Raw genomic sequence first — 11,310 nt, forward strand, 5'->3', positions numbered from 1 at the left:
TCGTACATCATTGCAAGTTGAGAGCCGAGCTTGCTATCAGGAAAGCCTTGCTGTTTAAACCACACTAAATAAGGCTCAGGCAGCAAAAGTAAGGGGCGTCCCGCATATTTACCAAACGGCATAATGGTATTAATGGCGACTTTAAGTTGTTGAGGATCCATTATTGACATCTTTTATGAGTAGAGGTGTTAAGTGTAAGGGATAATAAAGAAATAAAATAGGCTGTAACGGGCAAGTAACAGCCTATTGATAGAGGGAGTAGGCCCTCTAATTTGAGAATCTTATTGGTTAATTAAAAGCAAGGGGTCCAGTTGTGTATATTTTTATTTAAATACACACTTAGGTATTAGCTTTACTAAACCAACACAGACATTTTACCTTATTTTTAAACCAATAAAATACGCAGATGTAAAGGAATGTAAATGCAATCCATTTGCATCTAAACCCTATTAAGGAAACAGGGTTTGCTTTACATGCTCTGCAAAACCGCTACCTGCTTCTAAGTAAAAGTTGTAAGTAGAGTCTATTCCCATTTCTTCTAATTCTTTTTGCTGATCGGGGTAGTTGGCAATCGCCGTTACTTGTCCTTTATAACCCGATGCTTGTAATTGCTCTAAGGCAAAAATATTTTGCATGTGCTTAGGCATAGCTAGCATTACCATTTCAACGTGGGAGTGGTTAACACGTTGCCAAAAATCAGGATCGGTGGCATCGGCAATTAATACTCGGCGACCTCGCTTTACATGCTTATCAACTACCTCAGGCTTAATATCAATACCTGCAACAACATCCGGATGAGTTGCGTTTATTGTTTCATAGGCACCTGTGCCAATTCTACCCATGCCAAAAATAACAATTTTTGTGTCATTTAAGTTTACTGGGAGCTCTTCAGCTAAGCGGGTTTTGCTTTCAAACTTTAATAAAAAGCGTTCAATTTTAACGTATAGCTCGTTAGAGCGTTTATTTAAAGGAGAAGCAATTACAAAGGTGATCGACACCGCAATCGCAATAACAGCAAGCCACTCAGAGGTAACCATGCCGGTAGATGCGGCAACTGCACACACAATCAAACCAAATTCGCTAAAGTTAGCTAGGCTAAATGCTGTTAACAAAGAGGTACGCGCACGAAGTTTAAATAGGTTGGTTAGTATGTAATAAAGCAGGGTTTTAATTGGAATAATTAATACCAGCACTAAAGCGACGACTAAGGAGTGGGCAGTAAGCTCTGCACTTAAACCAATGCTTAGGAAAAAGCCAACTAGCAATATATCTTTTAGGCTAAGCAATGACTTAGACAATTCACCGGCTTTTTTGTGTGGTGCGAACATCATACCTACAATCAAAGCACCTAAATCACCTTTGAGACCTGCAAATTCAAAGGCGTTATAACCTGCTACTAAGGCAAAGAAAAACCCAAATAGCGGCAGTAACTCACCATGTTTAGAGCGGTTTAACACCCAGTACATAACAGGGCGAAATAAAGGTAAGGCAATAATTAACCCTAAGGCCCAAATATTCGGCAACTTACCGGTACTGACCGCTAAAAATATAACCGCAAATATATCCTGCATAACTAAAATACCAATGGCTATTTTACCGTGCAGGCTTGCCATTTCACCGCGCTCTTCAAGGACTTTTACCGCAAATACGGTGCTTGAAAAGCTCAGAGCAAAACCAACTAACAGCGCACTTTGCCAACTTAAATCGACGAATAATGGCAGTGCAAAAACACCCAGTAGTAGCATAAAGCCACTAAATAAAGCGCTGCTTAGAATAATATGTAAGGTGGCCGGAGCCCAGACTTGAGGTTTTATTAAATTTGAAATTTTAAGCTTGAGGCCAATACTAAAAAGTAGCAGTGTAACCCCTAAAGATGCAATTGTTTCCAGCAATTCCGTGCTTTTATAACCCGCTAAATTAAGAATAAATCCAGCCATAAGAAAGCCGATAAGTGGCGGCAATTTTAGCTGGTATATACCAAAACCGCAGACGAAGGCGGTAGCAAAATAAATTAGTTCCATAGTTATTAATACCACTTTTTTAGGCACTGTAGTGTAGCGAAAAACAATGCTTATTGACAATTAATCTACTTATTTAACGCAGTTAGTTACGTGATAGTGAGTATTTATCAAATGATTGCTACTGTCAGTTTATGCAGAGGTAAAGTAGCTTCAATGTATAAAAAATGCACATATATGGCTAGTTTTATGGTAAACAGCATGTAAATAGCAGTTTTTCGCTGACAAGAGCTTTTAAATGTGGTTAAGATGCCATAACGAAGGAGTTTAAGCGTAAGCAAACATTAGAGTTGCTTAGCTTAAGGAGAAAATATGTTTAAAAAGATTTTAGCATCGGTAGGCATTGGTGCCGCCAAAGTAGATACTATTTTAGAGACCGAGCATCTTCAGCCGGGGCAATTATTTAACGCGCAAATTGTAATTACTGCAGGTGATGTGAGCCAAGAAATTACCGGTTTAGACTTAATGTTAGTTACCCGTGTCAAAGTGGCGAGTGAAGACGGTGATTATTTCACTAATCATGTTATTGACCAGTGGCGCATTACCGATATTGGTATTATTGAGCCCGGTGAAGTAAGAACTATTCCGTTTGAAGCCCGTTTACACTCAGAAACGCCTATAACTGAAATTAATGCAGGTTATAATCAATCTTATGTATGGTTAGAAACAGGCCTTGATATTGACCTTGCGCTTGATCCAACAGATAAAGACCATTTACACATTTATCCTAATGAAGCGGTTAAAACATGCATGCAAGCGATGGAAAAGCTTGGTTTTAGTTTAGTTAAAGCCGATGTAGAACAAGGCCATTTACGTGCCCCTACTTTTCAATCTGTATCGGGATGTTATCAAGAGCTTGAGTATCAGCCTAATAGCCGCAGTTTGTTTGGTATAAAAGAAATTGAGTTGTCATTTATTCCTGAAGCGCATAAAACCCATGTATTGATTGAATTAGACAGAGCGTTTAGAAGTGATGGCTATGTTGATTTAACCATAGAGCATGACCATGTTAATTTATCGCAGTTATGTGATCAGCTAGAACGGTTATTTGCTTAACAAAGTGATAGGGGCTTTAAGCAGCCCCTGTAATAAAAAAGGTGTTTAAATGGCGTTTAAATGTGAGCCATTCTCTGCGCTCGACTCCCAAACCCTGTTTTCAATCATGCGTGTACGTGTCGACGTATTCGTTGTGGAACAAGCATGTCCTTACCCCGAACTTGATGATCACGATATCGCAGACTCTACACGTCATGTCTATTTACTTGATGGGCTATCGGTGAATGCCTATGCCCGTTGTTATGAAAAAGATGCTCAGTACAGTGCGATAGGGCGTGTATTGGTTGCTCAATCACAGCGAAGTTCTAGATTAGGCAAACAGTTAGTCAATGAAGCAATAGCATGCTGTAAGGCGCAATGGCCGACTCGCGATATTTATATTGGCGCACAAACCTACCTACTGAATTTTTATCGCTCATTCGGTTTTGAATGTGTTGGTGATGAATATATAGAAGATGGCATACCCCATCAGGATATGATTTTAAAGCAGTAATATTGCTCCACTAAAAAGGCCCACTGATGTGGGCCTTTTTTATGCATCTTTTAACTAGCTTAGTAGGGAATGTAAAAATACTAAGCTAATGGCAATAGGGCATACAAACTTAGTATACCAAGGCCATATCTTCCAAAATAACGTATTATGCACCTCAGGGTTACCTTGTTGAATCGCTTTTAGTAGTGACGATCTGTACCAGATCCAACCTACAAATATACAGCACATAAGCCCTAATAAAGGTTGTGCAACTTTGGTTGTTAGGGTGATCACTAAGCCAAATAAAGTGCCTAGGTTACACACTATGGTAATGCTCACTATGGCAATTAAAGCGCCTATTAACCACGTTGCTTGAACACGTTTCATCGCAAAGCGCTCTACCGTGTACGACACTGGCGCTTCTAGCATGGAAATAGATGAAGTTAGTGCGGCAATACTCATCAATGCAAAAAAAGCAAAGCCAACAAATAAACCTACACCACCCATGCCATCAAATAAGGCAGGCAATACCTGAAATACGAGAGTATCTTCAGAGAGAAGTTTACCTGTAGTTGCAGAGAATATTTCAACACCTTGCGCTTGTGCCACATACATAGCAGGGATGATCAATAAACCCGCTACAAACGCTATAAACACATCAATTAAGGTTACATACGCGCCAAGGGAAACAAGGTTTTCTTTTTTACTGATATATGAGCCATATATAATCATCACACTGGTGCCCAGTGACAATGAAAAGAAAGCTTGGCCTAAGGCACTCACTAACAATGTAGGGTCAAAAATAGAAGAAAAGTCAGGGACTAAGTAAGCTTTTAACCCCTCAACAGCGCCTTCTTGAGTCATCACGTAGGCAATGAGGGCAAACAAAATACCGAGCAGAGCGGGCATTAAGCGTTTAGACCATTTTTCGATGCCGTTTTCTACACCGCGGCTGATAATAGCAACAGTTAAAATAATAAATAAAACAGTGAAAAGAATATTACGAGTAAGCGATTGCTCACTTAACCATAAAGAGACGGCATCAGCGCCGACCAATGTGGTTACCGGTTCTAAAGTGGCACTTAACATCCAACCGGCAACAATGGCATAAAAACTTAAAATAAATCCAGCACATAAAATACCACCAAAACCGACAGCAAAGGCAAATTGCTTTTGCCATGGTCGCGTGGTTAATTTAGTTAATGAAGAAACCGCATTAGCTTGCCCATGGCGACCTATCATCAGTTCTGCCATTAAAGCGGGGTAGGCTAAAAAGAAAGCCAGTACTAAATACGCGACTAAAAATGCAGCGCCCCCATTACTTGCTGTTTGAGTCGGAAAACCCCAAATATTACCCAAGCCAACAGCTGATCCTGCCGCAGCCATTATAAAACCAAAGCGGGAGCTAAACTCACCTCTTACTGCACTCATATTATTCTGCTTCTCTATTTTTTCGACGCCGTGACAATCTACTGGAATTGTAATTAAATAAAAAGTGCTTATTTGTCTCTGTTGCACAATTATTGCGTTTTATTTAGCTGTATAAATAACACGTGCGTATTTTGATTATAAATAGCACAATTTTTTAATTATATTTCGTTTATCAGCTGTATTGAGCATCTTTGCATTGTTGATTAATGTTCAAACTGAGCGATGGTTAATGTGAAACAGGCGCCTGAGAGTCGTTCACTTTTACTCACTTTTACGGTGCCATGATGCCAATCGGCAACTTTGGCGACGATTGCTAACCCCAAGCCATAACTATTATCACTGCGATTACGGTGGCTGCGTTCACGAAAAAATGGGCTAAATACTTTATGATTATTTTCTTGAGCAATGCCTGGACCGTCGTCGGCGATGTTCACCACCAGAAAACGTTCTTGTACTGAAGCGGTTACTTGAATGCTGTGATTTGCAAAGTCGCAGGCATTATTAATTAAGTTGGTGATTGCTCTTGCCAGCCAATGTAAGTCAGCATAAACGGTATGATCATCACATTCTAAAGAAATATTAAGCGAGCGAGAGGTTATTCTAGGCTCAAGTTGCAATACAATATCACTTAGGTATTGTTTAAGGTTTGCTGATGAGTAAGTAAGCTTATTCGCATTTTGCTCTAAAGTAGCAAACGTTAAATAGCTTTTTAGCATTGACTCCATATGGTCTAAGTCGGTTTCCATGCGAGTTAAATAATGCTTTATTTTACTCTCGTCATGACTATCAAGAGCGGCGTCGACACCAAAGCGTAAGCAAGCAATTGGAGTTCTAATATCATGCGATAAGCTGGAGGCCATTAGCTTGTTTTCAGCAACTAGCTTTTCAATTTGACTCGCCATACGGTTAAAGGTCAGTTCCACATCTTTTATATAGGTAAATCGAGAGGGGGTAATACGCGCTTTAACATTACCAGATGCAAATTGCTTTGCTGCTTCGTTTAACACCGTAAGGCGCTTTGCTAAAGGGGTAATAATAAAACCCATAAAAACACATAAGCCAGTGTAAAATAATAGCGTTAAAATAATATCGTTTCGTTGTGTGGCCTCATAGGGTTTATCTAAACGCATGGTTAAATGATAAGGACTTAACTCATCATTTGTGTAGAGCATATAAAAGCCTTGCTCGTCTTCGAGTATTAATCCGCCTTGGGTTTGCATTTTATCTAATAGCGCTAAGGGCAGTGCCAGCGACTGATTTAATTTGTAGTTAAGTATAAGGTCAAAGTCAGCGGCGAGCTTTGTTACTTGTTGCGGGCGAGCATCGGGTTTAAGCGCCGTGAGCTGTTTACTTAACCCGACAATAATCTGGCTTTGAACGCTAAACTCATCCAAAGGCGCATGCGCTTGTTGGCTAAATGCATCAATAAGCCAACCTAAAACAATAATTGAAAGCAGCGCACTGCCTAGTAGTGAAATATAAAACTTTTTCATTGATGCTATTCCATAATAGGCTGGGTGTACTGAAGTGACTTTTATTACTATCGCGCTAATTATTTTAAGCACTCAGGCATTAAAACTTACCACGCTGTAGTCACAAACAAATAACCACGTCCCCAAATGGTTTTAATTTTTTCTGGTTTTTGTGGGTCATCATTAAACTTTTTACGCAAGGCAGAAATAAGCACATCAACGCTTCTATCTAAGCCATCATATTCCCTGCCTTTGGTTGCTTTAAACACCGCATCGCGGGAAACAACTTGTCCAGCATTACTGGCTAAGTAATGCAGTAATAAATACTCTGCACTTGAAATGTTCACATCCTGTTGGTTAAGGGTAACGTTGCGTGACTCGGTATTAATACTTAATTGACCGATATTGATCATATTTGCTTGATCATCGGTTTTAGGCGTGTCGCTACTGTAGCGCAAGGCAGATTTAATGCGTGCAAGCAATGCGCGAGGGCGTACTGGTTTTATTATATAATCGGTAGCACCGACTTCTAGCCCAATGACTTCATCCATTTCTTCATCGCGGGCAGTAAGCATTATAATTGGGGCATGATAAAAGCTACGTAGCTCACGACATACACTAATACCATCAAGCCCTGGCAGCATAATGTCGAGTAAAATAAGTTGTGGGTTTAAACGTTTTACTTGGCTTATTACCTCATCACCTCGATGACATACATGTACAACATAGCCTTGCTCTGTTAAATACTCAGTGACCCACTGTGCAAGAGAAATATCATCTTCAACCAGTAAAATAGTACCGTAATTATCCATAAGCTTTCTTCGCATACCTAAATGATGTTTAGCTATCATAATGTTTATAGTGTGTGACTAAAATAACCGCCAACGCCGCTTTTTTTGCCTATTTTGATACACCCATTGTAATTTTACTTCTGTGACGGCAATGACTTGTGATGTATTACTGTCAAATAGTTCAAACGAAATACTTTGCGTTGAGTCAAAGGCATAATTAAACGAACCTTGTCGCTGTTTAAGCCAGCACTGCATAATGTACTTTGAGGTAGCATCGCGTAGACAATAATTCCCCACTTCTACTTGCTGCCATGACAAAACAACATCGGCGTAACAGTGACGTCCTTCACGTAAGGCCACACAGGTATCAGGTACTGCACTCAATTGAGCGGGTATTTGCACTGGGGCTGCCAGCAAAGAGCCTGAATAACTAAACAATAAACAGTAAAAAAATCTAAAGTACATAACGCACGCCTACCTTGGCTTTGTGTTGATATCCTTGGGAAATAATTGGGCTGTCATCAATTTCTTTTGAAAACCAAGTAGTTAACCAGCCTGCTAAAAAGACCCAATCTTGGTTAATGGGATATTCAGCATGAAATTCAAACATAATACTGGTACTGGCATTGGTTTGATAAATAGGGCGAGTTGCGTTTGCTTCATCGCTATCAATACCAAAATAATAGTTTGTAAAATCTGCAGAGTAGGCACTTAGGCCAATACCAGAGCGAAACTCCCAATTACGCCAAGGCTGAATATGACTAAAAAATACGTTTGCCACCCAGCCATTATGAGCACCAGATATGTCATGTAAGTATTCAAGGGAAATTTGTGAGTTTTCAAATCGACGTGTTAATCGAAGGCCGGTATCAAAATCATAGTTACGTTTTTTGATACCGCGCAGTGGCTCAATAATGCCATCGTTATAAATACCTAAGCCTTGTTCGTCAAACCCGGCTTGGGAATTAGTGCCTAATAAATCAAGGCCCCAATCGTATTTGTTAATTAAGCTATAGCCTAAAACAAGTCCACCGCTGAGTTGATTATGATCAAAATCAAGGTAAAAATTATCGTAAGAAACCGCAAGGCTTAAATCTAACTCGGCGCCAACATCATAAGAATTCATGCCCACCAAATAAGAATCTTCTATGTAATAACCTGCTCCCGCACTCCAGTCCCAGGCAAACCCTGTAGTGGGTTCCAATGTGTTATCGGCATAGTAACGATTGCTTGCTGTGCTCTGGCCACTAAAAATGAGCGCAAACAATAAGGCTGCACAACGGAAAAAATGTCTTTGTGGGAAATGCTTCATCCTTGGAACCTAAATTAGAGTTTGCTTAAAAGGGTAGTATATTGTCAAACTCTTGGCTAAATCTGTAAAAAAATGTAGCGGTCGTCCTGCAACTACTGAACCTTAATTTTATCGATAAGTATACTGCTTAAGTAAAATTGCATCATGGGAGTTAATGCGCTTATCTCAGTACGTGTACATGGCCCATTTAATTTAGTTAAACGACTCAGTTTAGTGATCGTTTTATAAGCAGGCGCCGTTACTTCATTTTTAAGTTCAGCACGCTTAAGCCGAGCCTGTTCGGTGTTATGTTTATGAATAAACGCAACAACTTCTAACTCGTTAGTGATCTTTTTTTCTTCAGTAAAGCTATAGGTTAGGGGCTCACGGTGAAAGCTTGCACTATCTATTGATGATTTGGCAAACCACACTACATCTCCCGATGCTTTGTGTGTAAGGCGCATACTAACTTGTGCCAGTATATTTGCGCATTGTTGAGAAGGGAATTGCTGTGCTACTTTTGAAAACAATGAATAAGGTTTTTCTGGCTGCGCTAGGATGTACTTAGCATCATCTATAAACTCCAGGTCAACTTGATGGATAGCTAACGTGTAATCACTGTTATCGGTTGTGGTAACTTTTAGTTGTTTATCGTTAAGTGCTTGGCTAATTTGAGATACTAATGTGTCGGTGACACTTGCACGGTCTACGATCACTCTGACAGTCTGATTTTTTTTAATGTTATGTGCAGGTAATTGCACCGATTTTACTTTCGGTGAAGCATGCTCGGTTTCATATTTAAGTTGGTAAGTTTGACTCTTAAGCAAAGGTTTTGCAGGCATTGCTAAAGGTTCTGCAGGCTGCTTAACTACGGCACAACCTGAAGCTAATACAATAAAAAGTGATACAACTAAAAAACGCATAAATATTTTACATCCACTCAAAAGCCATTAATCGAACATATTGTACGTTAGTCCGAGCAAAAGTTCATGATATTATAGAGGCTGATTATGACTAAAAAAGAAAAATTAGCTAAGAATGAAGTATTTTAACTCCTTACCCTTTTATTTTTTTGCTTTATGTATTTTAGGGACGCATTTACAGGCAAGTGCAAGCACAGATCCTGACTGGGAAGCTTTTGTTAAAAATTATGGACGCTACGTAGAAAAAAAACTAAAAGTAAAAAAGATTCCGGGCGGAGCGCTTTCCATCGTCAACGCACAAGCGCGTGACTATATACATACTATGGGGCATACCAAAGTGCGCAGTGGGCAAAAAATTAATCCACACACTCGGTTTCGTTTGGCCTCAGTATCTAAAACGTTTGCAGGGTCGTTAGCGGCAAAACTTGCAAATGAAGAACAACTTAATTTGTATTTTCCTGTTAGTCATTACATTCCTGAATTTAAACAAACCGACTACAAAGATGATTTAAAGGTTTTTCATATTTTAAGCCATTCTAGTGGGCTAGTACCGAATGCATACGATAATTTAATCGAATCGCGAATGGGGTATAGCGATATTGTAGAAAAGCTATTAAGTGTAAAACCCATATGCGAACCCGGTGACTGTTATGGCTATCAAAATGTCATGTTTAGTTTAATTGATGACGTGATTTTAAAAAGCACCAACAAAACTTATACTCAGTGGCTCAATGACGCATTTTTTATCCCTCTAAAAATGAACGATGCAAGTTTAGGCTACGATGCCATGGTGCAAGATAGTAACTACGCATACCCTCATGTGCGTGGGAAAAAGCGTTGGTACAGTGCCCGTTTGAAAAAGAATTATTATAAAGTCGCTCCGGCAGCTGGGGTAAACGCCAGTGCGTCAGATATGGCTATTTGGTTAAATGCGCAATTAGGGCAATATCCATCGGTATTATCCTTAGATGCATTGGCCACGCAAACGCGTCCTTATACACATACTAAAAAAGAACGCTACAGACGAGTATGGCGAGAGCACATGAACGAAGCCTACTATGGGCTAGGCTGGCGTGTGTATGATTATGATGATGAAACGCTTTATTACCACAGTGGTTGGGTGCAAGGTTATCGCAGTGATTTGGTTGTGTTTCCACACTTAAATGTTGGCTTTAGCTTAATTTTAAATGCAGAAACTGGACTCATAAATGAGCTTACAACTGAGTTTATAAATCGCCTATTAGCATATAAACGAGAGAAGCAATAATGAACGCCCACATAAAAACATTGTTAATAGCATTATTACTTATTTGCCAACCCGCCTTTTCTGCGCCTGAACAGGTTTACTTGTTTCGACATAGCGAAAAACAAACAGGGGAAAATCCATTTCTAACTGCCCAAGGCCAAGCGCGTGCTGAGCACTTGGTTTCGTTAGTTAACACCTATCCAAACATAACGTTATTCAGCAGTAACTATAACCGTACCCTAAACACGGCAGCGCCATTAGCCGCGTATTATAATATTAAAGTTATTACCTATGATGCTGCTGATCTAATGACATTGAAAAAACAATTATTAGCACAAAATGGCGTTGTGGTAGTAATAGGGCATAGTAATACCACACCGCAGTTGGCTTCATTATTGAGTAACCAAGCTATTGAAAGTATGGATGAGAGTCAGTACGGGCATTATTATTTAGTGAGTAAACTAGAAAATAATAGTTATGAAGTTAAAACGCTGACAATGGGTTTTTAAGCAGGCATAAAAAAACCAGCAATGGCTTAATGCCAGTCAGTTAAGAACTGACTGGCATTTTCTTTTATAGGGGTACTTATTCGGCTTCTTTCTTATCACCC

12 protein-coding genes are annotated in these 11,310 nt (G+C 39.6%); 4 read left to right on the forward strand and 8 right to left on the reverse strand.

Features of this window, described 5'->3' with window-relative positions:
• The coding region (locus QL984_RS17820; RefSeq protein ID WP_290173142.1) for a DUF3820 family protein at positions 1-161 on the reverse strand (161 nt) is incomplete at its 3' end.
• 288 nt (positions 162-449) lie between these two features.
• Positions 450-2,021: a cation:proton antiporter family protein gene (locus QL984_RS17825; protein WP_024602056.1), complete on the reverse strand. Its 1,572-nt coding sequence runs from the start codon at positions 2,019-2,021 to the stop codon at positions 450-452.
• 309 nt (positions 2,022-2,330) lie between these two features.
• Between QL984_RS17825 and QL984_RS17830 the strand changes: the two genes are divergently transcribed.
• Together QL984_RS17830 and QL984_RS17835 are read left to right on the forward strand one after the other, a co-directional pair.
• Positions 2,331-3,074: a sporulation protein gene (locus QL984_RS17830; RefSeq protein ID WP_013465509.1), complete on the forward strand. Its 744-nt coding sequence runs from the start codon at positions 2,331-2,333 to the stop codon at positions 3,072-3,074.
• A gap of 49 nt (positions 3,075-3,123) precedes the next feature.
• Positions 3,124-3,567: a GNAT family N-acetyltransferase gene (locus QL984_RS17835; protein ID WP_128583056.1), complete on the forward strand. Its 444-nt coding sequence runs from the start codon at positions 3,124-3,126 to the stop codon at positions 3,565-3,567.
• Between the two features lie 54 nt (positions 3,568-3,621).
• Here the strand turns inward: QL984_RS17835 and QL984_RS17840 are convergent, their stop codons facing one another.
• From QL984_RS17840 to QL984_RS17865, 6 genes are all read right to left on the reverse strand, one after another.
• The gene (locus QL984_RS17840) at positions 3,622-4,977 is read right to left on the reverse strand and encodes a sodium-dependent transporter (protein WP_128583057.1); all 1,356 of its coding nucleotides are present in this window, start codon (positions 4,975-4,977) and stop codon (positions 3,622-3,624) included.
• 203 nt (positions 4,978-5,180) lie between these two features.
• A complete protein-coding gene (locus tag QL984_RS17845) occupies positions 5,181-6,470 on the reverse strand; it encodes an ATP-binding protein (protein WP_033104097.1) in 1,290 nt (429 codons plus the stop codon).
• 86 nt (positions 6,471-6,556) lie between these two features.
• Positions 6,557-7,261 carry a response regulator transcription factor gene (locus tag QL984_RS17850; protein ID WP_028834012.1) on the reverse strand — a complete coding sequence of 235 codons (705 nt, stop codon included), beginning with the start codon at positions 7,259-7,261 and terminating at the stop codon, positions 6,557-6,559.
• Between the two features lie 57 nt (positions 7,262-7,318).
• Positions 7,319-7,705, reverse strand: a complete 387-nt coding sequence (locus QL984_RS17855) for a DUF3019 domain-containing protein (protein WP_016899250.1) — start codon at positions 7,703-7,705, stop codon at positions 7,319-7,321.
• Positions 7,695-8,552, reverse strand: coding sequence for a MipA/OmpV family protein (locus tag QL984_RS17860; RefSeq protein WP_024602061.1), 858 nt, complete (start codon positions 8,550-8,552; stop codon positions 7,695-7,697). The genes QL984_RS17855 and QL984_RS17860 overlap by 11 nt, the downstream gene beginning before the upstream one ends.
• Positions 8,553-8,644: 92 nt before the next feature.
• Entirely contained in the window at positions 8,645-9,454 is an 810-nt protein-coding gene (locus tag QL984_RS17865; protein WP_024602062.1) for a hypothetical protein, read from the reverse strand.
• A 115-nt stretch (positions 9,455-9,569) separates the two neighbouring features.
• Between QL984_RS17865 and QL984_RS17870 the strand changes: the two genes are divergently transcribed.
• Positions 9,570-10,721 (forward strand): serine hydrolase domain-containing protein, encoded by a 1,152-nt coding sequence (locus QL984_RS17870; RefSeq protein ID WP_128583058.1) that lies wholly within the window; start codon positions 9,570-9,572, stop codon positions 10,719-10,721.
• Positions 10,721-11,209, forward strand: coding sequence for a histidine phosphatase family protein (locus QL984_RS17875; protein WP_024602064.1), 489 nt, complete (start codon positions 10,721-10,723; stop codon positions 11,207-11,209). Before QL984_RS17870 ends, QL984_RS17875 begins: the two co-directional genes overlap by 1 nt.
• Positions 11,210-11,310 lie beyond the last annotated feature (101 nt).

Origin of the sequence: Pseudoalteromonas sp. APC 3495 (genome assembly GCF_030407645.1) — a bacterium.
Lineage (GTDB): Bacteria > Pseudomonadota > Gammaproteobacteria > Enterobacterales > Alteromonadaceae > Pseudoalteromonas > Pseudoalteromonas tetraodonis.

Coding starts and splice junctions, on each gene's coding strand:
- QL984_RS17840 (WP_128583057.1), bottom strand. CDS start 4,977: ATGAGTGCAGTAAGAGGTGAGTTTAGCTCCCGCTTTGGTTTTATAATG.
- QL984_RS17865 (WP_024602062.1), bottom strand. CDS start 9,454: ATGCGTTTTTTAGTTGTATCACTTTTTATTGTATTAGCTTCAGGTTGT.
- QL984_RS17850 (WP_028834012.1), bottom strand. CDS start 7,261: ATGGATAATTACGGTACTATTTTACTGGTTGAAGATGATATTTCTCTT.
- QL984_RS17835 (WP_128583056.1), top strand. CDS start 3,124: ATGGCGTTTAAATGTGAGCCATTCTCTGCGCTCGACTCCCAAACCCTG.
- QL984_RS17830 (WP_013465509.1), top strand. CDS start 2,331: ATGTTTAAAAAGATTTTAGCATCGGTAGGCATTGGTGCCGCCAAAGTA.
- QL984_RS17855 (WP_016899250.1), bottom strand. CDS start 7,705: ATGTACTTTAGATTTTTTTACTGTTTATTGTTTAGTTATTCAGGCTCT.
- QL984_RS17875 (WP_024602064.1), top strand. CDS start 10,721: ATGAACGCCCACATAAAAACATTGTTAATAGCATTATTACTTATTTGC.
- QL984_RS17860 (WP_024602061.1), bottom strand. CDS start 8,552: ATGAAGCATTTCCCACAAAGACATTTTTTCCGTTGTGCAGCCTTATTG.
- QL984_RS17870 (WP_128583058.1), top strand. CDS start 9,570: ATGAAGTATTTTAACTCCTTACCCTTTTATTTTTTTGCTTTATGTATT.
- QL984_RS17825 (WP_024602056.1), bottom strand. CDS start 2,021: ATGGAACTAATTTATTTTGCTACCGCCTTCGTCTGCGGTTTTGGTATA.
- QL984_RS17845 (WP_033104097.1), bottom strand. CDS start 6,470: ATGAAAAAGTTTTATATTTCACTACTAGGCAGTGCGCTGCTTTCAATT.